The following is a 22,195-nucleotide window of genomic DNA, read 5'->3' as shown; positions in this document are numbered from 1 at the left end:
CCGGGCGACTGCGCGGGGGGAGTCCGGCGACACCGAGGGCCCGCCGCACCGTTTCCGGTGCAGCGGGCCCTGGTCGTGCCGGGGGCGCCGTCAGTGGTGGCCGTGGCCGCTGGTGATCTCCTCGTGCTCCTCGACGGTGGGCTTGGCGATCTGGCTGCCCTCGCCGTAGAAGCCGCGGGACAGCTTGGCCCGGGTGCGGGTCCACAGGCCGGCCCGGCGGGCCACGCCGTTCTCGTCCACCTCGGGCGCCAGCTCGACCGGCTCGGGCTGCTCGTGCGAGGTGAGGGTGTACAGCCGGCCCTGCGGCAGCGGCGCGTGCACCTCGACGAACTCGCCGTGCTGCAGCCGGTTGATCACGCCGGTCTCCCGGCCGTGCAGCACCTTCTCCTTGTCCCGCCGCTGCAGGCCCAGGCACCAGCGCTTGGTGATCACGAACAGCGCCACCGGCAGGGCGAAGAAGCCGATCCGCACGGCGTAGGTGATCGCGTTGATCGACAGGTGGAAGTGGGTCGCCAGCAGGTCGTTGCCGCCGCCGGCCAGCAGGATCAGGTAGAGGCCCATCCAGGCCACGCCGAACGCGGTGCGGACCGGGTGGTTGCGCGGGCGGTCGGCGATGTGGTGCTCGCCGCGGTCCCCGGTGACCCAGGCCTCCAGGAACGGCCAGCACCAGATGGCCAGCAGCACGGTCGGGAAGACCATCAGCGGGATGAACACCCCGAGGTTCAGGGTGTGGCCGCCCCAGACGCTGATCTCCCAGCCCGGCATCACCCGGATCAGGCCCTCGGAGAAGCCCATGTACCAGTCCGGCTGGGCGTCGGTGGACACCTGGTCGGGCCGGTACGGGCCGTACGCCCAGATCGGGTTGATCGTGGCGATCGCCGACATGAACGAGATCACGCCGAAGACCAGGAAGAAGAAGCCGCCCGCCTTGCCCATGTAGACCGGCATCAGCGGCATGCCGACCACGTTCTCGTTGGTCCGGCCGGGCCCGGCGAACTGGGTGTGCTTGTGGTAGAAGACCAGGATCAGGTGCGCCGCGAGCAGGCCCACCATGATGCCCGGGATGAGCAGGATGTGGACGGTGAACAGCCGCGGGATGATGTCGGTGCCCGGGAACTCGCCGCCGTAGATGAAGAACTGCAGGTAGGTGCCGACGATCGGGACGGCCAGGACCGCGCCCTCCATGAAGCGGATGCCCGTGCCGGAGAGCAGGTCGTCCGGCAGCGAGTAGCCCATGAAGCCGTCGAACATGCCGAGGAACAGCAGCAGCGCGCCGAAGATCCAGTTGATCTCGCGGGGCTTGCGGAAGGCGCCGGTGAAGAACACCCGCAGCATGTGGGTCAGCATCGAGGCGATGAAGACGACGGCCGCCCAGTGGTGGATCTGGCGCATCAGCAGGCCGCCGCGGACCTCGAAGCTGATGTTGACGGTCGAGGCGTAGGCCTCGGACATCCGGATGCCCTTGAGCGGGACGTAGGAGCCGTCGTAGACGACCTCGCCCATGCTCGGGTTGAAGAAGAGGGTCAGCCAGACGCCGGTCAGGATGATGATGACGAAGGTGTAGAGCGCGATCTCGCCCAGCATGAAGGACCAGTGGTCCGGGAAGATCTTGCGCAGGTTGGCCTTGGCGAGGGAGTAGATGCCGAGTCGGCCGTCGGTCCAGTCGGCGAGGGCTTCGGCCTTGTTGGCCGGTTTGGCGCGGGTGCTGGTCACCGGTCCCGGCTGCGACTGCTGGTCGGTTCTCACGACGGGCTCCCCGGCGTTCTCGGCGTGCCGGCGTGGAGGCCCGTCGGCGAGGACGCCGGCCGGCGAAGTGTTGTGATCATGGGACCTCTCGATACGGGTCCGCCGGGCGGACCGGCGCGCGGACCTGGGCGGTTCACTGGACCCGTTGCTCAGGGTGATGGAGCGCTTACTCTGTCATGCTGTCGGCAGGGGGCCGACTGTGCACGTCCATCGGGCCGTCCGGCCGCTCGTGTCGGGCCGGACGGGGGTTCCTGACGCCCGATCGGGCTGGCCGCCGGTCGGGGCCGGGCGGGGGAGATGCTGCGCCCGGGTGCAGCTGAACCGTTTCGGCGCGTGCCGCGTCCGGGCGCCGCGCGGGGCCGGGCCTACGCTGCGCCAATGGTGGATCACCGTGAACTCCTCGCGTCCGTCACCGAGGCCCTGTCCCGCGCCGGGTTCGACACCGCACCGGGCACCTCGCCGCTGTCGATCGACCGTCACCCCGAGGGGGTGGCGGTCGGCTGGTCCCCGGGGGCGGAGGCGGACGGTCCGCCCTCCGGGTCGGCGCGGGCGGCGCTGAGCGGGGCGGCCGCGCTCGTCCTGCGGGAGCGGGGCTTCCTGGTCACCGGGACGGAGGAGGGGGAGCTGCTGGTGCGCTGCGCCGAACCGGTGACGGTTCCTCCGGAGCCCGGGCCCGAGGCGGCACCCGAGCAGTGGTGGGGGTGAACCGGCCCGCCCCTCGGCGGCCCCGATGGCTCCGACCTGCGGAGTTGCCCGGCGCATGGGTGTTCTCATACCGAACCCTTACCTGAACGGGGGGTGCAGTTGACCGCCGTCCCTCTAAGGTTTGCCTAAGCTAAGCGCAACGCCCTGGACCACGGTGTCCGGGGCGTTCGCCGTGCCGTGCCGCCGCTGCCGCGGCGGTGCGCTCCAGAACAGGTACGACCCGGGGCGGCCCGGGGGAGGAGCCCGCTGCATGTGGGATGAGGCGTTTCCCAGCTTTCTGATCGGGCTGCGCGAGGGACTCGAAGCGGGCCTGATCGTCTCGATCCTGGTCGCCACGCTGGTGAGGGCCGGTCAGAAGGGCCGGCTCCCCCAGGTCTGGACGGGCGTCGCGGCGGCCGTCGCACTCAGCCTCAGCTTCGGCGCGGTGCTCACCTTCACCGCCGCCAACCTCTCCGGCCACGCCCAGGAGGCGTTCGGCGGGGTGCTGAGCCTGATCGCGGTCGGCTTCGTCACCGCGATGGTGTTCTGGATGCGCCGCTCCGCGCGCACCCTCTCCGCCGACATCAAGGAGAAGGTCCAGGCCTCGCTGGCCATGGGCGCGGGCGCGCTGGTGCTCACCAGCTTCCTCGCCGTCGCCCGGGAGGGCCTGGAGACCTCGCTCTTCCTGTGGACCAACGCGCGCACCGCCGGGGAGTCCACCGGGCCGATCATCGGCGCCGCCGTCGGCCTGCTGCTCTCCGTCGCGCTCTGCTGGGGCCTGTACCGCCGGGCCCTCAAGATGAACCTCACCAAGTTCTTCACCCTCACCGGCGCCGGCCTGATCGTGGTCGCCGCGGGCGTGCTCGGCTACGGCCTGCGCGACCTCCAGGAGTCCGGGCTGGTCGGCGGCGGCAGCACGTACGCCTTCGACCTGAGCGGGCACCTGGACGCCTCGTCCTGGTACGCCACGCTGGTCCAGGGCACCCTCAACCTGACCGTCACCATGACGGTCCTCCAGGTCGTCGGCTACATCGCCTACCTGAGCATCGTGATGACCCTGTTCATCGAGGGCGTGCGCGGCGGCACGGCGGCTCCGGCCGCGGCCCCCGCCGCCCCCGCCGCTGCTGCGGCGGGCAAGCCGGACGCGGAGCAGGCCGAGCCGGTGCGCACCGAGCGGCCGCGTTGGGTGCTGCCGACCGCGCTGGTCGCCGTACCGGTCGTGGTGGCCGGCGCCGTGATCGCCGTCAGCGACGGCAAGCAGGACAGCTCGGCCACCGTCGCGGTCTCCGAGAAGGAGTGCGGCAAGGGCTTCGGCACCCCCCAGCCGGGCCAGCAGGTGTTCCAGATGCACAACAGCGGGGACAAGGTCTCCGAGGTCTACCTGGTCAACCCGGGCACCGGCGCGGTCTACGGCGAGATCGAGGGCCTGGCCCCCGGCACCACCCGGGCGCTGACCGCCACCATCGGCTCCGGCGACTACGCCTGGCGCTGCGTGCCCACCGGCGGCACCACCGCGACCTCCGCCACCGTGCACGTCTCCGGCGGTGCCGAGGTCAAGGCCGTCAAGCCGGTCTCCGAGGACGACCTCAAGGCCCCGCTGGACAGCTACAAGGACTACGTCACCAAGGGCCTCGCGACCCTGATGACGCAGACCCAGAAGATCCAGACCGACGTGCACGGCGGCGACCTCAACGCCGCCAAGGCCGACTGGCTCACCGCCCACCTCCAGTACGCCTCGCTCGGCGCCGCCTACGGCACCTTCGCCGACCTCGACAAGAAGATCGACGGCCGCGCCGACGGCTACGCCGACAAGGCCCAGGACCCGGGCTTCACCGGCTTCCTGCGCCTGGAGTACGGCCTCTGGCACGGCCAGTCCGCCGCCGACCTGACGCCGGTCGCCGACGAGCTCGCCCAGAACGTCGCCAAGCTGGTGCACGACTTCCCCACCCAGGACTTCGACCCGGGCGACCTCCCGCTGCGCGCCCACGAGATCCTGGAGAACACCCTCCAGTTCGAGCTGACCGGCGACACCGACATGGGCAGCGGCACCAACCTCGCCACCACCCAGGCCAACCTGGCCGGCACCCAGGAGCTGCTGACCCTGCTCCAGCCGCTGCTCGACGAGCGCGACCCGCAGGTGCTGGTCCGGGTCAACGCCGGGATGAAGCGGGTCGGGGACCTCGTCGCCGCGGCGCACACCGCCGACGGCTGGATCCCGCTCGACAAGCTGCCCGACGGCACCCGCCGCCAGCTGAACGGCGCCACCGGCCAGCTGCTCGAAGACCTCTCGCCCGTCCCCGCCCTGCTCGAGATCCGGAAGGCCGCCTGATGACCGACCACACCGCAGCCGCCGGCTCCTGCCCGTTCCCGCACGCCGCTGCCGCCGTCTCCGCCGCACCGGCCGCCGAGTCGGTCGCCGACCAGGGCGGCTGCCCGGCCGGTCCGGCCCGGCGCAGCTTCGTCCGGGCCGCGCTCGGCGCGGGCGCCGGGGCCGCCGTACTGGCCGGCGGGGCGTTCACCCTCGGGGCCGAACCGGCCGCCGCCGGGGACACCCACCAGCCCGCGAACGGGGCCGTCCCGTTCCACGGCGCCCACCAGGCCGGCGTCGTCACCCCGGCCCCCGGCTTCGCCGCCTTCGTCTCCTGCCAGGTCATCGCCCAGGACCGCAAGGGCCTGGAGGACCTGTGCAGGACCCTGACCGAGCGGATCCGCCTGCTCACCGCCGGCGGCACCCCGCCCGACCTCGGCGTCGGTGCCCCGCCCTCGGACAGCGGCATCCTCGGCCCCACCGTGCCCACCGACAACCTCACCGTCACGGTCGGCGTCGGCGCCTCGCTGTTCGACGACCGCTACGGGCTCGCCAAGGCCAAGCCCGTCAAGCTGACGCCGATGAAGACCTTCCCCAACGACAACCTCCAGCCCGGCGAGCTGCACGGCGACCTCTCGCTGCAGATCTGCGCCGACCAGCAGGACACGGTGCTGCACGCACTGCGCGACATCACCCGCCACACCCGCGGGGCGATGCAGATCCTCTGGCGGATCGACGGCTTCAAGAGCGCCTCCCGCCCGGACGGCGCCCCGCGCAACCTGCTCGGCTTCAAGGACGGCATCGCCAACCCGGACACCACCTCGGCCCGCGAGAGCGACCGGCTGATCTGGGTCACCGACGGCGCCGGCGAGCCCGCCTGGGCGACCGGCGGCAGCTACCAGGTGGTCCGGATCATCCGGATGCTGATCGAGTTCTGGGACCGGGTCAAGCTCAGCGAGCAGGAGAAGATGTTCGGCCGCCGCCGCGACACCGGCGCGCCGCTGGACGGGCACCAGGAGAACGACGCGCCGGACTACGGCAAGGACCCGGACGGCAAGGCGATCCCGCTCAACGCGCACATCCGGCTGGCCAACCCGCGCACCGCCGACACCGACAACTCGCGCATCCTGCGCCGCGGCTTCAACTACGACCGGGGCGTGGACAAGGCGGGCAACCTGGACATGGGCCTGGTGTTCTGCTGCTACCAGCAGGACGTGGTGCGGCAGTTCGAGGCCACCCAGACCCGGCTGATCGACGAGCCGCTGGTGGACTACATCTCGCCGACCGGTGGCGGGTACTTCTTCGTCCTGCCGGGCGTGAAGGACGACGCCGACTGGCTCGGGCGGGGACTGCTCGCCGCGGTCTGAGAGCCGACCCGTCCTCCGAACGGGCCCGGTGCGCCTGGTGCGCGCCGGGCCCGTTCGGCGTGCCGAGGCCGAGGGGGCTGAGCTGTGCCCGGGGGTGCTCGGGGGTGCTCAGCCGCCCAGGGTGAAGCCGATCACCGCGCCGCCGCCGGCCCGGTTGGCGGCGTAGGCGGTGCCGCCGTGCGAGCGGGCCACCTCGGCGACGATGGCCAGGCCCAGGCCCGAGCCGGGCAGGCTGCGGGCCGCGGTGGCCCGGTAGAAGCGGTCGAAGACCCGGTCGAGGTCGGTCGCGTCGATGCCCGGACCGCGGTCCCGGACCTCGACCCGGAGGCCGTGCGCGACCAGCTCGATCGGGGACGTCCCGGCCGGGTCGAACTTGGCCGCGTTGTCCAGCAGGTTGCCCACCGCGCGGGCCAGCGCGTCCGGGTGGGCGATGACGACGGTGTCGTCCGTGACCACGGTGATCTCCCGGTCGCTGCGCCGGCGGGCCTGGGCGGCGGCCGAGCGGACCACCTCCGCCAGCACCACCTCGACCGGGTCCTCGTCGGCCTTGCGGTCCGCCGCCAGCGCCACCAGCTCCTCCACCAGCTGGGTCAGCTCCCGGGCCTCCTCGGCCAGGTCGGCGAGCAGCGCGGTGCGCTCGGCGGGCGGCAGCCGGTCGATGCTGGGCAGCACCGAGAGGTTGGTGCGCAGGCTGGTCAGCGGGGTGCGCAGCTCGTGCCCGGCGTCCTGGACCAGCCGGCGCTGGTTCTCCTTGGCGGTGGCGAGGCGCACCAGCATCCGGTCGAAGGCGCGGCCGAGCCGGCCCACCTCGTCCCGGCCGGAGGCGGGCACCGGGACGTCCAGGCGGCCGCTGGCGGCGACCCGTTCGGCCGCGTCGGTGAGCCGGACCAGCCGGCCGGTGATCCGCCCGGCGACCAGCCAGCCGGATCCGCCCGCCACCAGCACGACGACGGCCACCACGGCCGCCATCTGGTGCCGCAGCACCTCCAACAGCTCCTCGATGTCGTCGAGTTGCAGCACGACCTGGACGGCGCCCCGGCCGCCGCCGAGCGAGACCACGCCCACCCGGCAGGTCCGGCCGCCGACCCGGCGCACGTCGATCACCGTGCGGGCGGGTGCGTCGGCGCGGGCGAGTTCGCGGTCGGTCGCGGTGGTCGGCAGGTCGAGGTGCGCGGTGCCCGGGAGGATCGCCCCGTGCGAGTCGAGGGCCTGGGCGGTCACCCTGATCGGGTGCAGCAGCTGCTCGCTCAGCCCGCTCGGGCTGTTGAAGTCCCCCGGGAACAGCTTCTGGCGGTCCACCTGGCCGCTGACCGCGTGGACGGCCGAGTTGAAGTCGTCCGACTCGTCGTCGCGGATCAGCGCGGCCGCCGCGTGGTAGCCGAGCGTGCCGATCACCACCGCGACCAGGGCCGCCATCACCGCGAAGGCGAGCGAGAGGGTGGTGCGCAGGCCGGGGCGCGGCAGCCGGGGGCGGCGGGCCGACGGGCCGGTCACGGCTCGCGCAGCGTGTAGCCGACGCCGCGGACGGTGTGGATCAGCGGGGTGAGGCCGGGGCGGTCGAGCTTGCGGCGCAGGTAGCCGATGAAGACCGCGAGGTTCTTCGAGCCCGGGCCGAAGTCGTAGCCCCAGATCCGCTCGTACAGGGTGGTCTGGTCGAGGACGGCGCCGGCGTTCCGGGCGAGCAGCTCCAGCAGGTCGAACTCGGTGCGGGAGAGCTCCAGTTCGGCGCCGCCGCGCCAGGCCCGGCGGGCAGGCGGCTCGACCCGCAGGTCGGCGACGGTCAGGACGTCCTCGGGGGTGTCGGCGGGCGGGTTGCGGCGCAGCAGGGCGCGCAGCCGGGCGAACAGCTCGTCCACGTCGAAGGGCTTGACCAGGTAGTCGTCGGCCCCGGCGTCCAGCCCGGCGATCCGGTCCGGGACCTCGACCCGGGCGGTGAGCATCAGCACCGGGGTGCGGTCGCCGGCCGCGCGCAGCCGGCGGCAGACCTCCAGGCCGTCCGGCGCGGGCATCATCACGTCGAGCACCAGGACGTCCGGCCGCTGCTCGGCGAGGACGGCCAGGGTCTGGGTGCCGTCCGCGGCTATCCGCACCCGGTAGCCCTCCAGCGTGAGGGCGCGGGTGAGCGAGTCGCGGATGGCGCGGTCGTCCTCGGCGATCAGCACGGTGTGGCTCATGCGGGAGATTCTCCCTGGCGTGCTCACGGCAGTGGAGAGCGGGGGCACGGATTCCCGGCCGGCGCGGGTGTCGCGCGCCGCTTCGTGGGCGTACGGTGGCCACACGGTGGCGTGCCGCCGGGTGGGCCGCCGGACCCTTTCGGTACGCCCCGCCGGAGGCCTCGATGGCAGAGCGGATGGCCTTCCTCACCACCCCGCGCGCGGAGCGGGCGCGCCGGGACGCCCGGGAGCGGCTGGGGGACCGGCGGGAGGTGTACCGGCCGGGGGCACTGCTGCCGCTGGTGGGCGGACAGGCGGAGCGCTGCATGGACTGCGGGCTGCCGTTCTGCCACGCGGCCTGTCCGCTGGGGAACCTGGTGCCGGAGTGGAACCGGCTGGTCGCGGACGCGGACTGGCGGGCCGCGGCCGCCCGGCTGCTGGCGACGAACAACTTCCCGGAGTTCACCGGGCGGCTCTGCCCGGCCCCGTGCGAGAGCGCCTGCGTGCTGGCGATCGACGGGGACGCGGTGACGATCAAGAACGTGGAACTGGCGATCGCCGACCGGGCCTGGGCCGAGGGTTGGGACGCGGCGCAGCCGCCCGAGCGGCCGGAACCGGGCGGGCGGGTGGCGGTGATCGGCTCCGGGCCGGCCGGGCTGGCCGCCGCCCAGCAGCTGACCCGGGCCGGCCACGCCACCACCGTCTACGAACGGGCCGACCGGGCGGGCGGGCTGCTGCGCTACGGGATCCCGCCGTTCCGGCTGGAGAAGCACCGGCTGGAACGGCGGCTGGCGCAGCTGCGGGCCGAGGGCACCGAGTTCCGCACCGGGGTGTGGGCCGGGCGGGACGTCACCGGGGAGCAGCTGCGGGCCGGGTACGACGCGGTGGTGGTCGCGGTGGGGGCCGGTGCCTGGCGGGTGCCGGCCGTGCCCGGGTGCGAGCTGGCCGGAGTGCACCCGGCGATGGAGTACCTGACCTGGGCGAACCGGGTGGACGAGGGGGACCGGGCGGTCTCGCCGCTGTCCGCGCGGGGGCGGCGGGTGGTCGTCGTCGGCGGCGGGGACACCGCCTCCGACTGCCTGGGGACGGCGCTGCGCGAGGGTGCGGCCTCGGTGACCCAGCTGGACATCAACCCGTGTCCGCCGGAGCGGCGCGGGCCGGGGCAGCCCTGGCCGGTCCACCCCAAGGTGTACCGGGAGACCACCTCGCACGAGGAGTTGGCGGGGCGGGCGGGGGCGTCGTCGCTGTCGCTGTCGTCGTCGGGTGAGGAGGGGGCGTCGTCGGGCGAGGAGCGGGCGACGTCGGGGGAGGAGGGCCGGTCGTCCTCGGCCGGCGGGCGGGTGTTCGCGGCGGTCACGGTCGGGTTCGAGCCGGGGCCGGACGGGCGGCTGGCGGCCGTCCGCTACGCCGAGGCGGAGCCGGGCGACCGCGGCCCCCGGGCGGGCACCGAGCGGGTGCTCCCGGCGCAGCTGGCGCTGCTCGCGCTGGGCTTCGTCGGGCCGGAGCCGGACCAGCCGCTGTACGCCCAACTCGGGCTGGGCATCGGGCCGGAGGGGACGCTGGAGCGGGACGACGGGTTCGGCACCGCCGCCGACGGGGTGTTCGTCGCGGGGGACGCCGGGCGGGGCCAGTCGCTGATCGTCTGGGCGATCGCGGAGGGCCGGGCGGCGGCCGCGGCGGTGGACCGCTACCTGCGCGGGCGGACCGAACTCCCGTCCCCGGTAAGGGCGTCGGCACGGGCCCTCACGCTGTGAGACGCGGGGCCCGCGCCGGACGGCCGGGCGTCAGCCCAGGCCGAGGACGGACAGCGCGGTGGTCCAGTTGGTGGCGATGGCCTGCTGGGCGGGCACCAGGGCGACCTGGTGGTTGCAGACCGCGCGGTAGAGCTTGTACTCCACGGTGTCCTTGTCGGTGGAGGTCAGGCCGCTGGAGTCGGTGGCGTAGTGGGGCTCCGGCCAGAGGTTGTTCGGGTCGGTGGGGTGGCCGCCGAGGGACAGCGGGATGAAGTGGTCCTCCTCGTAGTCGGCCGTGCTGGTGTCCTCGTAGCCGTACTGGGCGATCTGCTGGACCTTCAAGCGGTTGGTGTAGCTGGTGGAGGGGCGGATCGAGGTGCTGTAGCCCGGGACGCAGATGGTGGAGTCGATGGTGTCCTGGGTGACGTCCGGGTTGGTGGCGCCCGGGGTGCAGGCGGGGTCGGGCAGCGGGAGGTAGGCCTGCGAACAGGTGGCGTCGAGGGCGGCGCGGGCGTGCGCGGCGGAGGTGGAGGCGGGGGCGGCGTGCGCGGTGCCGGCGGTCGCGAGGGCGGCCGCGGCGAGCACCGCGGTGGCGACAGCGGGGGCGAGTCGGTGGGCGCGAAGCATGGGGGAGCTCCCTGTCACGGGCCCGGCACGGGCTGCCGGGCGGTGTGTGTCCATGTCAGCAGTGGCGGATCTATGCGGGTAGACAGGGGATGGTGAATTGTTGACAAAGCGTCAGTCAATGCGGGCGGGGCAAGAGTTCGCTTGACGTGGACCTGGTGGAGTCGGTGGGCGGGCCGGGCGCGCCCGGCACCCTCACGGCGCGGGGCGGGCCCCGGCCTCCGCCGTGGCAGGCGTGCGCTGGTCGTAGCGCCAGAGCGCCGGAAGTGCCGCGGCGAGCAGGGCGCTGCTGCCCAGGCAGAGCAGGCCGCCGGTGCCCAGTGCGGCCCGGATGCCCTGCCGGGCGGCGAGGCCGCCGGCCCGCAGGTCGCCGAGGGCCGGTCCGGCGGAGCCGATCAGCAGCTCCAGGCCGGCGGCGCGGCCGCGCAGCTCGTCCGGGATGGACCGGTTCCACAGGGCGCTGCGGAAGGTGTCGCCGATCCAGTGGGCGGCGCCCGCGACGGCCAGGCAGAGCAGCACGGCCCACAGGCCCGGGGCGACGGCGGCCGCGGCGGTGGCCGCGCCCACCAGGGCGGCGGAGAGCAGGACCGGCCGTCCGTACCGGTGCACCCGTTCCGTCCACCCGCCGGTGGTGGCGGCGAGCAGGCTCCCGGCGGCGGACGCCGAGTAGAGCAGGCCCAGCGCCCAGGTCGCGTCCAGCTCCCCGGCGAGGAAGGGGAACAGGGCGGTGGGCAGGGCGAACACGGTGGCGGCCAGGTCGGCCAGGTAGGTGCCCAGCAGGTCGGGCCGGCGGGCCGCGTACCGGACGCCCTCGGTGAGGTCGCGCAGCGGCGGCGCCTCGGCGTCCCGCTCCGAGGGGACGGGCCGCACCCGGGCGAGCAGGGCGATGGACAGCAGGAAGGTGGCCAGGTCGACCAAGTACGCGGCCGGGGCCCCGCTGGTCGCGATCAGCACTCCCGCGGCGGCCGGCGCGGCCACGCCGCCGATGCTCCAGCGCAGCGAGAGCAGCGCCCCGGCCGCCACCAGCTGCTCCGGCGGGACCAGCCGCGGGACCATCGCCTGCACCGAGGGCTGCTGGATGCCCTGGACGGCCGCCGCCAGGCCGGCGGCCAGGTAGAGCGGCCAGACGGCGGGTGCCCCGAGCAGCGCGTTGGCCAGTAGCAGGGTGCTCAGGACGGCCAGGGCGACTTCGCAGGCCAGGGCGACGCTGCGGCGGTCGGCGCGGTCGGCGAGCACGCCTCCGTAGAGGCCGAACAGGACGGTGGGCACGAGTTCGACCGCTCCGACGGCTCCGACGGCGAGCGGTGAGCCGGTGAGGTCGGCGATCTGGAGCGGGATCGCGGTCATGGTGAAGACCGAGCCGAGCAGGGTGACCGTGCCGGAGGTCCAGGTGAGGCGGAAGTCCCGGGAGGTGCGCCAGGGGGTGGTGTCGGGGAGCAGTCGGGACCGTCGGCGGTCCGTTCCTGGGGTCATGCGGGGTCCTTGGGTGTCGGGTGGGTGGGCGTCGCGGCAGTGGTCGTCGTAGCAGTGGTTGTCGCGGCAGTGGTTGTCGTGGCGGGCATTGCCTCCTTATCACTGATAAAGTCCGGGTCGGAACTTAGCGGCGATAAGGTGGCCCCGCAAGCGGATTACCGGGAGGCCGATCGGATGGCGCTGCAACGCGACGAAGTGGTGCGCACCGCGCTGCGCGTGCTCAACGAGGAGGGCATCGACGGGCTCAGTACCCGCCGGCTCGCCCGCGAGCTGGGCGTGCAGTCACCGGCGCTGTACTGGCACTTCAAGAACAAGCGGGAACTGCTCGACCTGATGGCCGAGGCGATGCTCGCCGAGGCCCTCCCGCCCGACCGCGAGCCGGACCCGGAGCACTGGCCCGACTGGATCACCGCCGACGCCCGGGCCAAGCGCAACGCCCTGCTGGCCTACCGTGACGGCGCCCGGGTGCACGCCGGCACCCTGCCGACCGAGGACGAACTCCCGGCCATCGAGGCCCAGTTGAGCGCGCTGTGCCGGGCCGGGCTGCGCCCGCGCACCGCACTGCGACTGCTGCTGACCGTCGACCGCTACATCATGGGCTGGGTCACCGAGGAACAGGCCTGGCGACAGGACGCCGCGCAGCGCACCCGGCCGCCGTTCCCCGACGAGGCGCTGCGCGAGCTGCCGCTGCTGAGCGAGGCCGCCGACGTGCTGCGGATGACCGACCACGACGCCGACTTCGACTACGGGCTGCGGGTGCTGGTGGAGGGGTTCCGGGCGGAGATCGCCCGGGAGGCGGCGGAGGGTTCGGGTGCCGTGGGCGATGGGCTAGCGTGAGCGCCATGACCACCCTTGATCCCCGTAGTACGGCCCTGGTCCTGATCGACCTGATGGACCGGATCGTCGCCAACCAGCTCGCGCCGCACTCCGGTCCGGAGGTCGTGGCGGCCTCGCTGCGCCTCGCCGAGGACTTCCGTGCGGCCGGCGCCCCGGTCGTCGCGGTGCGGGTCGAGCGGCCGGGCGTCGCCGAACAGCCGCCCGGCAGCGGGCTGGTGGCCGAGGTCGAGGCGGCGGCCGACGAGGTCGTGGTGAAGCGCACCATCGGCGCCTTCCAGGGCACCGGACTGCACGAACTGCTCCGGGCCCGGGGAGTGGAGACGCTCGTCCTCGCCGGGATCGCGACCAACCTCGGTGTGGAGTCGACCGCCCGCGCGGCCGCCGACCACGGCTACCGGCTGGTGTTCGTCGAGGACGCGATGGCCGGGCTGACGGAGGCGGAGCACCGGGCCTCGGTGGAGCTGGACTTCCCGCGCCTGGGAGAGGTCGTGGCGGCCGCGGACCTGCGGCTGGGGTAGTGCGGATTCGGGTTCCCGGCCCGGTTCCTGTGCTGATCGGGGGGTGAGCGGTGGAGGGTACCCACCGGTTGTCGCGCCAGACCGCTCGATGGTCGCGCTACGCCCAGGTGACCGTGCACGTCGCTGTGGCCGCCGGACCGGCGGTGCGGGTCGTCGCCGAGGTGTCCGGCGGGCGCGGAGCGTCCTTCGGGATCGCGGTGGGCGCCGGCTGCGCAGAGGCGGAACGGTTCCGGGAGGAGGCGCGGGACGGCGCCCGGTACGCGCTGATGCGGCTGCCCGAGGAGGCCCGTGGCGTCCTCGTCTCGGTCGTGGAGATCGTCACGGCCCCGGCGGACACCGGCCCCGGTGACGTGAAGTTCGCCGCCGCACACGCCGTCTGGCGGGCCCTCGGCCGGGAGCCGGACCGGTGGCCGTGGACCGGCGAGGACGGGGACCCCGTGTTCCCCGCGTGAGGTGGTCGTGGCCGCCCGGTCAGACCCTGCCGGGTTCCAGCGGGTCCGGGCCGGGCAACGGGCGCTGGCGGCGGGCGAGTTCGAGGGCGTCGCGGAGCCGTCCGGCCGAGGCCGTGAGGAGCCGGGCGGCGGTGGGTGCGTCCACGTCGGCGAGCAGCAGCAGGACGGCGTCCTTCGTCCGGCCGTCGGTGGCGGTGAGGGCGCGGTCGACCGTCGGGGCGTCGGCACCGGTGGCCTCCGCGACGATCCGGCGGGCGCGCTCGCGGAGTTTGACGTTGGTGGCCCGCAGATCGACCATCAGGTTTCCGTACGTCCGGCCGAGGCGGATCATCACCGACGTGGACAGCATGTTGAGCACCAGCTTCTGCGCGGTGCCCGCCTTCAACCGGGTGGAGCCGGCCAGCACCTCGGGGCCGACCTCCACCTCGATCCCCAGCTCCGCCGCCGCCACCAGCGCCGAGCCGCGGTTGCAGGCCAGCCCGACGGTCAGCGCCCCGGCCGCCCGGGCGGCGCCCACGGCGGCGAGCGCGTACGGGGTGCGACCCGAGGCGGAGACGCCCACCAGGGTGTCGTCCGGGGTCAGGGCGAGCGCCGCCACGTCGGCCTCGGCGAGGTCGGTGCGGTCCTCGGCGCCCTCGGCGGCCTCCGTCACGGCGCTCCGGCCGCCCGCGATCAGGCCCACCACCAGCCCGGGGTCGGTGCCGAAGGTCGGCGGGCACTCGGCGGCGTCCAGCACCCCGAGCCGCCCGGCCGTGCCCGCCCCGGCGTAGACCAGCCGCCCGCCGCGCGCCATCCTCGCCGCCGCCGCGTCGACCACGGCGGCGATCCGCGCCAGCTGCCCGGCGACGGTCACGGGGACGGCGCGGTCCTCGGCGTTCATCAGGCGGAGCAGGTCGGCGGTGGGCAGCCGGTCGATGGCGGCCCAGTCGGGGCGGACCGTCTCGGTGGGGGGTACGGCGTCGGGGTTCATGCGGGGAGCGTCCCCGGGCGGGCGCCGCTCGAACCGGTCCGCGGGGTCCCGGCCCGGCGTGGTCAGCCGGTCGGGCCAGCCATCAGGCCAGCCATCTGGCCATCCGTCGGGCCATCCGTCGGGCCAGCCATCAGGCCATCCGTCAGGCCATCCAGAAGAACACGGCGGTCATCCGGCGGTCCGCCAGCTCCGCGCCGTAGTAGTCGGTGGCGCTGTGGATCAGGTTGGCGTGGTAGAGGAGCAGTTGGTTGTAGCGGTTGGGGACTCGGACGTCCTCGGTGAAGTGGTCGGCGGGGACGTGCCGGGTGCCGAGCGCCTCGACCAGGTTGTTGTGCGGGGCGTTGACCAGGTTGCCCCCGAGGCGGCCGCCGGGGAACTGCTGGCGGTAGAAGCTGGTGCCGGCGTCCTTGGGGGCGCCGGGGCTCAGGTAGAGCACGGCGGCGTAGCGGCAGAGCGCGCGGGAGTCGGTGTGCGGGCGGGACTCCGACTCCCCGGCGCCGACGACCTGGACGCAGTTGTGGTTGAGCGTGCCGCCGCCGGGGGTGCTCTGCACCCAGAGCCGGGAGGCGCCGGTGGCCTTGCGGACCTGGGCCTCGACCCGGGCCAGCTCGTCCGGTTCCAGGCCGGGCATGGTGCGCAGGCCGGGCCAGGTCTCGGGGCGGTACGGGTAGCCCTCGGTCCAGTCGCCGCGGGCCAGGACGCGCTCGCGGACGGCGTCCGGGTCGGGCAGGACGTTGTCCAGGACCCAGTAGTCCCGGCCGCGGGTGGGCTTGCGGTAGGGGAGGACCGGCAGGGCGGTCGGCCTGATGGGCTGTGAGGGCATGGGCCGACCATAGGGGCGCCGGTCGTCAACTATCTGCCGTGAACAGGTCAACCTTTCGTCAAGTGCGCCGCAGGTGGGGAGGGGGGTGATGCCCGGCGCCGGGCGCTGTCGGAGTGGTGTCGCCGGGCTGCGGGAGGGCTACCGGCGGACGAGGCGGAAGGCGGCCGCCAGGGCGAGGGCGGTGAGCACCAACAGGATTCCGGCCTCGACGAGTTGGACCGGGACGAGGTGGGAGGAGGGGTGGTAGCTCAGCCAGGTGCCGGTGGCCCCGTCGCACCGGTGCGTCTCGATGCACGCGACGGAGTCGACCCGGCTGCCGTCGGGCAGGACGGTCTTCGTGTCGACCAGCCACGCGTTGGTGGGCTGCATGGCCCGGAGGGGGGCCACGACGTCGACGGTGGGGTAGAAGGACGGGCGCGCCCAGCGGACCAGGCTGTGGGTCACCGCGACCAGGGCGCCGGTGAGGAACATCGCGGGCAGCGTCCGGCGCAGCACCTGGCCGACCAGGACGCCCAGGGCCAGCGCGAACAGCGACCAGGCGACCGGCGCGATGCCGAGGGCCGGGTAGGTGAAGAACTGGAACGGCGGGTCGAAGGCCACCGGACCGTGCACGATGTCCGTCCACCACACCCAGGTCATCAGCGAGGCGAGCACGCCGGTGACGGCCAGCACCGCGAGTCCCGGCACCGCGAGGCGGGCGGCCAGCCAGCGCACGGGACCGACGGACTGGGCACGGATCAGGCGGATCGTGCCGCGCTCGTGCTCCTGGGCCAGCAGCGGAGCGCCGACGAACACGCCGATCAACAGCGGGACGGCGGTGACCACCGGCTGGAGCACGGAGACGAACCAGAAGTTTGGTCGGTTGATCGGCGAGAGGAGGATCCAGCACTTGTTGCTGTCCCAGCTCTCGGGGCTGTAGCAGCCCGTCCGCCGCAGCGCGCCCGTGATGTGCTGGGCGACGACGTGGATCCACAGGAGGTCGGCCGCCAGCAGGACCAGCAGTGCCGCCAGGACCCAGAGCAGAAGCCGATTCTGACGCCACGTCAGCCAGAGCAGGCCGCGCAGTCGGGGGGTTCCGGACCGGTCCGGGGTGGCGGACCCGGGGGCGGGAGCGGGCTTCGCGGGGTCGGTCAGGACGTCCGTGCTCATGCTGCCTTCTCGTCGTTCGCCGGGGCGGTGCCGGTGGTGTCCGGGGCGGGCTCGGCAGGTGCGGGCCTGGTCGGGGTCGGTTCGGCCGGGGCGCGGAGGTAGCCGAGCAGCAGCTCGTCCAGGCTGGGCCGTTCGCTCTCCCAGGGACCGTCCAGCGGCTCGCCGGTGCGCACGAGTGCGGTCAGCCGGCGGCCGGCGGACCGCTGCTCGACCACGAGGCCGGGCGGGAGGTCGGCGCCGTCGGCGGGGCCGGTGAGCAGCTGGTGCCCCGCGAGGATGTCGTCCAGGTCGCCGGAGAGCCGGATCCGTCCGCGCTGGACCAGCAGCAGGTGGTCGATCACGCCGTCCAGCTCCGGGAGGATGTGCGAGGACACCACGATGGTCGTGCCGCGCTCGGCGGCGGCCGACATCAGGGTGCCCATGAGCTGGTGCCGGGCGAGCGGGTCGAGGTCGGCCATCGGCTCGTCGAGCAGCAGCAGGTCGGGGCGCTTGCCGAGGGCGAGCGCCAGCGAGACCCGGGTGCGCTGGCCGCCGGACAGCGAGCCGATCCGGGCCCTGAGGCGCAACTCGCCCTGGTCGATGATCTGTTCGACGGTCTCCTCGTCCCAGACCGGATTGAGCTCGCGGCCCATCCGGAGGGTCTCGGCCACGGTGAGTCCCGGGTAGAGCGGCTTGTCCTGTGCCACGTAGGCGACCCGGGCGCGCTCCTCGCGGGTGTCGGCGGTCGCGCCGAACACTCGCAACTCACCCTCGGTCGGAGTGAGTTGGCGGGCAGCGAGGGAGAGCAGGGTGCTCTTGCCCGCGCCGTTGGGGCCGACCACCCCGCAGATCCGTCCGGTCGGGACGGTGAAGTCGCAGGCGTTCAGGGCCCATTCACCCCGGTACCGCCTGCCCAGCCCGACGGCCTCCAACGCCGGAGTCACGGTTGTCGGGTCGTTCACCCGGTCCCCCCACTGTTCTCGGTTCGGTGCTGCCGGGCGGCCCGGCGTACGGCTGTGGTGTGTGGCTGTTCGGTGCGGCCGGCCGCCCGTTTCCGACGCCTGTTTCCAGTGCCCGGTTCCGGTGTCCGGTTCGGGCGTGCATGTCGGGCGTGCTGTCCGGCGTGTGGTCCGGCGCGGGTCAGTTCGGTGGCGTCGGCGGAACCCCGGCGTCGAAGCGTTGCTCCAGCGCGGACGCCATCAGTGCGGCGATGTCCTCGCGTTCCAGCCCGGCCTCGCGGGCCCGGTCCACCCAGCTGACGAGGTCCGCGCGAAGCGGTCCGTCCGCCGCCGCCTCCGGCCGGGCGAGCGAACGCCGGACGAAGGTGCCGAGCCCCGGGCGGGGCTCGACCAGTCCCTCGCGTTCGAGTTCGCGGTAGGCCTTGAGCACGGTGTTGGGGTTGATGGCGGTCAGTTCGACCACCTCGCGGGCGGTCGGCAGCTTGTCCCCGGGCTCCAGCATCCCCAGTCGCAGGGCCTGCTTGGTCTGCTGCACGATCTGCTGGTACGTGGAGACCCCGCTGCGCCGATCGATGCGGTACTCGATCACACCCGTTGCGGCCTTTCACTAGTTCAATAGTGGAATGGTGGACCACGGTGGCCCGCGGGTCAAGCCGGGGCGGGGGTACGTCCGTGCGGGACCGTCGGGCCCCGGACCGCCTCGGCTCAGCCCAACGCGGCCATCAGGGCGGTGACGTAGGCGTCCAGCCGTTCCTCCACGGCTCGCGTCGTCAGTTCCGCCCTCCCCGCATCCCGCCATGCCCGCGCCACCGGCCGCACTTCCTCCGAGCAGGCGAGGGGGTCCCGAACCTGCCAGTACAGTCGCTCGCTCGCGGCCGAGGCCAGCACCCCGCCGGCCTCCTCGTACGCCTCGGCGAACCGCTGCCCCCAGGCCGGGCCGTGCAGCAGCGCGAGATTGGTGGAGCAGTGCGCCACATCGAGGTCCGCCGGACCCCAGGAGGCGGCGGCCCAGTCGACGACGCCGGTGATCCGCGTACCCGCTGACCTCGCGGGCGGCGCGTCGACGGGTGCGTTGGACGGGGTGTCGGACGGCACGTGGAACAGCGCGTTGCCGGGTTGGAAGTCCCGGTGCAGGAACCGCCCTTCGTAGCGCGGCGCGGGCCTGCGGATCACGTCGATCGCTGCGGCCCATGCCGCCGCGTCGGCGCCCTTCGGCACCACGACGGTGTCGGCGGTCGTCAACGCCTCGTACTCCCGGGGCCGCTCGGCGGGTCGCACGGCGTGGATCGCCACGAGCTGCCGGGCCAGCAGCGGGACGCGCGTCTCCAGTCCCTCGTCCTCAAGGACCGTTCGGCCCGCCAGATGTGTCATGAGGAGCGACGGGTACTCGCAGTGCGCGGCGGTCGGATCGACCGCGACCAGCCCGGGAGCCGTCACACCGGTCCCCACCAGCAGTGTCAGGGCGCCGGCCTCCCTGCGCAGCCAGTCCTCGGCGCGCTCCACGGAGAACGGGTCGACGAACGACCGCAGCACCAGATCGCGGGTGCCTCCGTCCCGGGTGGCGACGGTCAGCCTCCGGACGTCGGCGGTGATGCCGCCGTGCAGCACTTCGGTACCGACGATCCGTTCGCCCGCCGCCAGTTGCCGGTGAACCCAGGCGAGTGTCAACGGGCTGACAGCTTGGACGTCATGGTGGTTCATCACGGGTCCACCTCATCATCCGGACGGTAGCGGGCAAGGGCTTTCAGCGGCATGACGGCACCTTTCCATGGACCATCGTGATGCTGACCGACCGACCGACCCGCGGGCGAGCGGGCGGCGGGTCGATCAGGGGTGTTTGAGGAGCAGCAGGCCGTCCCGGTCGATCAGTCGGTGGTAGCCCTGGCTCTGGTAGGCGGCCAGCATGCGGGCGGTGGCGGCGGTGGCGCACGGGGACTGCACGCTCGGATCGCGCAGGTCGACGGCCACCCAGTCCGGGCCGGGGCCGACCGGGTCCTGGCACACCAGGGTGACCTCCGCCCGGCCGGTGAGCTGGGCGGCGAGCCGGTTGGAGGCGGCGACGGTGGTGTCGTCGGGTATCAGGCGGAGCATCGCCCGGGTCTCGGTGAGCCGGGGTGAGGTGCTCCAGGCCTCGGGCATCACCACCTCGTGCAGCGGGTAGAGCGGCAGCGTCACGACCGTCACCAGGGCGGTCACGGCGAGGGCGCGCCGGACCCGGCGGGGGGTGGCGGGTGCCGGGCCCGTGGCGGTGGCGGTGTCGGTTTCGGTGGCACGGGCATTGGCGCGGGCGCGCTGGACGGCGTCGACCAGGGCGGCGAACGCGATCGGCATCAGTACCGCGCTGTAGTGGTAACTGACGCCCCAGTAGTGCGGGTTGGTCGAGAGCAGCCGCCAGGCCAGGGTGGGTGCGCAGAGCAGGGCGAGCGGTGAGCGCAGGCCGAGGAAGCCGGTGGTGGCGGCCAGCAGGAACAGCAGCAGCCACTTGATCGGCGGCCAGCAGAGGCGGAGCGGGAGCGTCCAGAGCGGGGCCGCCTGCCCGCCGCCGGCGTCCAGTTGCTGCCAGTAGTCGAAGCCCCCGTTGGGGTTGAACGCGGGCAGGACGACGAGCAGGGTGAGCGCGGTCGCGGCGACACCGGTGAGGGCGAGGGCGAATCCGGGCAGCGGAGTGCGTCGGTCCTGCCGGGCCTGGTGGGCGATCAGCAGGCCGACGGCGGCCACCGTCAGCCCCAGGTCCTCCTTCACCAGCAGCAGCGGCAGTGACCAGAGTGCGGCGGCGCGTGGTCGGCGCCGGCCGAGCGCGGTGGCGGCGAAGGCGAGCAGCGGGACGGCGAACGCGATCTCGTGGAAGTCGTCCGCCGCGGCCCGGACGATCCCCCAGGAGGCCCCGGTGGCGCAGCCGACCAGCAGCGCCACCCGAGGCCCGGCCACCTGGTGCGCCCAGCGGGTGAGCGGGACGACGGCCAGCGCCATCAGCAGGGCCTGGGCGACCACCAGGGTGAGCGGGCTCGGGAACCCGCGGTAGGCGGGGGCGAGGACGGCGAGCAGCGGGTGGAAGTGATCGCCCAGGAGGTCGTAGCCGGGCGCCTTGAGCGGCACGATCGGCGCCCGGCCGTCGGCGTACGCCCGGACGGCCTGCTCGAAGATCCCCAGGTCGTAGGCCTTGGTGAGGCCTCGCCGGTGGCGGTTGACGCCGACGCAGGTGTAGAGCGTGGCGAAGACGGCGGCCAGGCCCCAGGCCAGGACGGCGGGGTGGTGGGGGAGCCGGACAACGTGCAGGAGGCGGGTGGGGCGAAGGCGTTGGCGCGGGCGGGGCGGGCTCTGCAGGCCCGGTGGGCTCGATGGGCTCGATGGGCTCGATGGGTCGAGCGGGGCGAAGGCGACAGGCATCGAGAAAGTACCCTTTCACTATTCGATTAGTGAAAGGGTGGTGGAAGGGCGCGCAGGCGTCAACTCCCGGTCCGGCAGCGCCGACCGGGCCTTCGTGCTGCCCGGAGGCGCCCGGCGGAGGCGCCCGGCGGAGGCGCCCGGCGGGGGTGTCAGGCGGTCGGCGGCGGGAGGAGTCGGTCCAGGCGCAGGGCTGAGGAACCTGGGGCCCGGGGGTCGGGAGGGGGCCTTGGGAGAGCTGGAACGGGCCTACCGGCACTGCCGGTTGGGGAGTTCGGGCGGGCGAGGCGACTGTTACATGACAGTGACGTTCCGCACACAACCGGTGGCGCCGGGTGGGACGTCCTCCTTGATGACAGCACCCGATCGCACCGACCGTGCTTCGGGTCGAACGACCACCTCCCCTGAAAGGGGTCCACCAGTGATCGTCTCCAAGCGGAACTCCCTGCGCCTGGCCGCCGTCGTCACCCTGGGCGCGCTGCTCGTCGGAACGGCGGGCACCGCCATGGCGGCCACGCCGGCCCTCCCCGCGACCGCGACCGCGGTTGTCGTCTCCACCTCCGCCTCCGACGCCGCGCCGGCGTCCGCCGCCGTGTCCGCGTCCGCCTCCATCACCGCCAAGTCGTCGGTCAGTTCGGTGAACGCCTGGGAGCTGTTCCGGGTCACCGGTACCACCAGCGGCCTCAAGGCCGGCAGCACGGTCACTCTCCAGCAGAAGCAGCACGGCAAGTGGGTCTCCCTGCCCGCCTCCGTGCAGACCAACCGCAACGGCGCCTACTCGCTCGGCGTCAAGCTCGGCATCAAGGGCCTGAACGAGCTGCGCATCGTCAGTGGGAACACCGCCTCGCCCGTGTTCACCGTGACCGTGCGCTGACCATCACTGCCCAACCTGCCCTGCCGGAGGGCGTGTTGACGGACCGGGCCTTCGGCTCCGAGTCGGCCGGTTCTGCGGTGGCAGGTGTGAGTGGGTGACGCGCGGGGCGGGGGCAGCCCGCCCGTACGGCGCGTTGTCGGCGGCCCGTTGCGTGCAACTTCC

Annotated in this window: 20 protein-coding genes and 1 pseudogene; 9 read left to right on the top strand and 12 right to left on the bottom strand. The window is 73.7% G+C overall.

All coding sequences use genetic code 11. From position 1 onward, the window contains the following. Positions 1-90: 90 nt before the first annotated feature. On the bottom strand, positions 91-1,713 hold the full coding sequence (locus ACFXOZ_RS05660) for a cytochrome bc complex cytochrome b subunit (RefSeq protein ID WP_380402498.1): 1,623 nt from the start codon (positions 1,711-1,713) through the stop codon (positions 91-93). 411 nt (positions 1,714-2,124) lie between these two features. Here ACFXOZ_RS05660 and ACFXOZ_RS05655 point away from each other — a divergent pair, with 411 nt between their 5' ends. The 3 genes from ACFXOZ_RS05655 (at position 2,125) to efeB (ending at position 6,105) form a co-directional block, all read left to right on the top strand. Then, a complete protein-coding gene (locus tag ACFXOZ_RS05655) occupies positions 2,125-2,451 on the top strand; it encodes a hypothetical protein (RefSeq protein ID WP_380525554.1) in 327 nt (108 codons plus the stop codon). Between the two features lie 250 nt (positions 2,452-2,701). Beyond that, positions 2,702-4,759: an iron uptake transporter permease EfeU gene (gene efeU, locus ACFXOZ_RS05650; RefSeq protein ID WP_380587696.1), complete on the top strand. Its 2,058-nt coding sequence runs from the start codon at positions 2,702-2,704 to the stop codon at positions 4,757-4,759. Then, positions 4,759-6,105, top strand: coding sequence for an iron uptake transporter deferrochelatase/peroxidase subunit (gene efeB, locus ACFXOZ_RS05645; RefSeq protein ID WP_380587693.1), 1,347 nt, complete (start codon positions 4,759-4,761; stop codon positions 6,103-6,105). The genes efeU and efeB overlap by 1 nt, the downstream gene beginning before the upstream one ends. Positions 6,106-6,213: 108 nt before the next feature. Here the strand turns inward: efeB and ACFXOZ_RS05640 are convergent, their stop codons facing one another. Next, complete coding sequence (locus ACFXOZ_RS05640; protein ID WP_380587690.1) at positions 6,214-7,599, bottom strand: sensor histidine kinase; 1,386 nt, start codon at positions 7,597-7,599, stop codon at positions 6,214-6,216. Then, the gene (locus tag ACFXOZ_RS05635) at positions 7,596-8,279 is read right to left on the bottom strand and encodes a response regulator transcription factor (protein WP_380525550.1); all 684 of its coding nucleotides are present in this window, start codon (positions 8,277-8,279) and stop codon (positions 7,596-7,598) included. Before ACFXOZ_RS05635 ends, ACFXOZ_RS05640 begins: the two co-directional genes overlap by 4 nt. Before the next feature lie 164 nt (positions 8,280-8,443). On the opposite strand from ACFXOZ_RS05635, the gene ACFXOZ_RS05630 reads away from it, so the two are divergent. Beyond that, positions 8,444-10,012, top strand: coding sequence for a glutamate synthase subunit beta (locus ACFXOZ_RS05630; RefSeq protein WP_380587687.1), 1,569 nt, complete (start codon positions 8,444-8,446; stop codon positions 10,010-10,012). A 30-nt stretch (positions 10,013-10,042) separates the two neighbouring features. On the opposite strand, the gene ACFXOZ_RS05625 is transcribed toward ACFXOZ_RS05630, so the two are convergent. Then, a complete protein-coding gene (locus ACFXOZ_RS05625) occupies positions 10,043-10,618 on the bottom strand; it encodes a hypothetical protein (RefSeq protein WP_380525548.1) in 576 nt (191 codons plus the stop codon). Positions 10,619-10,810: 192 nt separating this feature from the next. Then, a complete protein-coding gene (locus tag ACFXOZ_RS05620; protein WP_380525547.1) occupies positions 10,811-12,088 on the bottom strand; it encodes an MFS transporter in 1,278 nt (425 codons plus the stop codon). Positions 12,089-12,262: 174 nt separating this feature from the next. Here ACFXOZ_RS05620 and ACFXOZ_RS05615 point away from each other — a divergent pair, with 174 nt between their 5' ends. The 3 genes from ACFXOZ_RS05615 to ACFXOZ_RS05605 all read left to right on the top strand — a co-directional run bounded on the left by ACFXOZ_RS05615 (position 12,263) and on the right by ACFXOZ_RS05605 (position 13,895). Next, positions 12,263-12,925: a TetR/AcrR family transcriptional regulator C-terminal domain-containing protein gene (locus tag ACFXOZ_RS05615; RefSeq protein ID WP_380587685.1), complete on the top strand. Its 663-nt coding sequence runs from the start codon at positions 12,263-12,265 to the stop codon at positions 12,923-12,925. A 5-nt stretch (positions 12,926-12,930) separates the two neighbouring features. After that, complete coding sequence (locus ACFXOZ_RS05610; RefSeq protein WP_380525545.1) at positions 12,931-13,443, top strand: isochorismatase family protein; 513 nt, start codon at positions 12,931-12,933, stop codon at positions 13,441-13,443. 113 nt (positions 13,444-13,556) lie between these two features. Beyond that, positions 13,557-13,895 (top strand): hypothetical protein, encoded by a 339-nt coding sequence (locus ACFXOZ_RS05605; protein ID WP_380525544.1) that lies wholly within the window; start codon positions 13,557-13,559, stop codon positions 13,893-13,895. Between the two features lie 19 nt (positions 13,896-13,914). Here the strand turns inward: ACFXOZ_RS05605 and murQ are convergent, their stop codons facing one another. Continuing rightward, on the bottom strand, positions 13,915-14,865 hold the full coding sequence (gene murQ / locus ACFXOZ_RS05600) for an N-acetylmuramic acid 6-phosphate etherase (RefSeq protein ID WP_380525543.1): 951 nt from the start codon (positions 14,863-14,865) through the stop codon (positions 13,915-13,917). Between murQ and ACFXOZ_RS05595 the strand changes: the two are divergent. Beyond that, positions 14,810-14,983, top strand: a pseudogene (locus tag ACFXOZ_RS05595) (hypothetical protein); the annotation flags it as partial. The gene murQ and the pseudogene ACFXOZ_RS05595 sit on opposite strands and share 56 nt — an antisense overlap. Before the next feature lie 24 nt (positions 14,984-15,007). On the opposite strand, the gene ACFXOZ_RS05590 reads toward ACFXOZ_RS05595, so the two are convergent. The 6 genes from ACFXOZ_RS05590 to ACFXOZ_RS05565 all read right to left on the bottom strand — a co-directional run bounded on the left by ACFXOZ_RS05590 (position 15,008) and on the right by ACFXOZ_RS05565 (position 21,162). Then, positions 15,008-15,688, bottom strand: a complete 681-nt coding sequence (locus tag ACFXOZ_RS05590; RefSeq protein WP_380587683.1) for a DUF6445 family protein — start codon at positions 15,686-15,688, stop codon at positions 15,008-15,010. 138 nt (positions 15,689-15,826) lie between these two features. Next, positions 15,827-16,837 carry a hypothetical protein gene (locus ACFXOZ_RS05585; RefSeq protein WP_380587680.1) on the bottom strand — a complete coding sequence of 337 codons (1,011 nt, stop codon included), beginning with the start codon at positions 16,835-16,837 and terminating at the stop codon, positions 15,827-15,829. Continuing rightward, positions 16,834-17,778, bottom strand: a complete 945-nt coding sequence (locus ACFXOZ_RS05580; protein ID WP_380587678.1) for an ABC transporter ATP-binding protein — start codon at positions 17,776-17,778, stop codon at positions 16,834-16,836. Before ACFXOZ_RS05580 ends, ACFXOZ_RS05585 begins: the two co-directional genes overlap by 4 nt. A 178-nt stretch (positions 17,779-17,956) precedes the next feature. After that, a complete protein-coding gene (locus tag ACFXOZ_RS05575; protein WP_380587675.1) occupies positions 17,957-18,364 on the bottom strand; it encodes a GntR family transcriptional regulator in 408 nt (135 codons plus the stop codon). Between the two features lie 116 nt (positions 18,365-18,480). After that, on the bottom strand, positions 18,481-19,476 hold the full coding sequence (locus ACFXOZ_RS05570) for a phosphotransferase family protein (protein ID WP_380587672.1): 996 nt from the start codon (positions 19,474-19,476) through the stop codon (positions 18,481-18,483). Positions 19,477-19,602: 126 nt separating this feature from the next. Beyond that, positions 19,603-21,162, bottom strand: a complete 1,560-nt coding sequence (locus tag ACFXOZ_RS05565) for a DUF2079 domain-containing protein (RefSeq protein ID WP_380587669.1) — start codon at positions 21,160-21,162, stop codon at positions 19,603-19,605. Between the two features lie 421 nt (positions 21,163-21,583). On the opposite strand from ACFXOZ_RS05565, the gene ACFXOZ_RS05560 reads away from it, so the two are divergent. Continuing rightward, positions 21,584-22,033, top strand: coding sequence for a hypothetical protein (locus ACFXOZ_RS05560; RefSeq protein ID WP_380525575.1), 450 nt, complete (start codon positions 21,584-21,586; stop codon positions 22,031-22,033). Positions 22,034-22,195 lie beyond the last annotated feature (162 nt).

Origin of the sequence: Kitasatospora sp. NPDC059160 (assembly GCF_042755465.1) — a bacterium.
Lineage (GTDB): Bacteria > Actinomycetota > Actinomycetes > Streptomycetales > Streptomycetaceae > Kitasatospora.
The sequence above is the reverse complement of the archived record's forward strand: the minus strand, read 5'-3'. Positions and strand labels throughout refer to the sequence as shown.

Excerpts from the sequence above, each read along its gene's own strand:
- ACFXOZ_RS05655 (WP_380525554.1), top strand. The coding sequence starts at position 2,125 with ATGGTGGATCACCGTGAACTCCTCGCGTCCGTCACCGAGGCCCTGTCC.
- efeU (WP_380587696.1), top strand. The coding sequence starts at position 2,702 with ATGTGGGATGAGGCGTTTCCCAGCTTTCTGATCGGGCTGCGCGAGGGA.
- efeB (WP_380587693.1), top strand. The coding sequence starts at position 4,759 with ATGACCGACCACACCGCAGCCGCCGGCTCCTGCCCGTTCCCGCACGCC.
- ACFXOZ_RS05635 (WP_380525550.1), bottom strand. The coding sequence starts at position 8,279 with ATGAGCCACACCGTGCTGATCGCCGAGGACGACCGCGCCATCCGCGAC.
- ACFXOZ_RS05630 (WP_380587687.1), top strand. The coding sequence starts at position 8,444 with ATGGCAGAGCGGATGGCCTTCCTCACCACCCCGCGCGCGGAGCGGGCG.
- ACFXOZ_RS05625 (WP_380525548.1), bottom strand. The coding sequence starts at position 10,618 with ATGCTTCGCGCCCACCGACTCGCCCCCGCTGTCGCCACCGCGGTGCTC.
- ACFXOZ_RS05620 (WP_380525547.1), bottom strand. The coding sequence starts at position 12,088 with ATGACCCCAGGAACGGACCGCCGACGGTCCCGACTGCTCCCCGACACC.
- ACFXOZ_RS05615 (WP_380587685.1), top strand. The coding sequence starts at position 12,263 with ATGGCGCTGCAACGCGACGAAGTGGTGCGCACCGCGCTGCGCGTGCTC.
- ACFXOZ_RS05610 (WP_380525545.1), top strand. The coding sequence starts at position 12,931 with ATGACCACCCTTGATCCCCGTAGTACGGCCCTGGTCCTGATCGACCTG.
- murQ (WP_380525543.1), bottom strand. The coding sequence starts at position 14,865 with ATGAACCCCGACGCCGTACCCCCCACCGAGACGGTCCGCCCCGACTGG.
- ACFXOZ_RS05590 (WP_380587683.1), bottom strand. The coding sequence starts at position 15,688 with ATGCCCTCACAGCCCATCAGGCCGACCGCCCTGCCGGTCCTCCCCTAC.
- ACFXOZ_RS05585 (WP_380587680.1), bottom strand. The coding sequence starts at position 16,837 with ATGAGCACGGACGTCCTGACCGACCCCGCGAAGCCCGCTCCCGCCCCC.
- ACFXOZ_RS05570 (WP_380587672.1), bottom strand. The coding sequence starts at position 19,476 with ATGAACCACCATGACGTCCAAGCTGTCAGCCCGTTGACACTCGCCTGG.
- ACFXOZ_RS05565 (WP_380587669.1), bottom strand. The coding sequence starts at position 21,162 with ATGCCTGTCGCCTTCGCCCCGCTCGACCCATCGAGCCCATCGAGCCCA.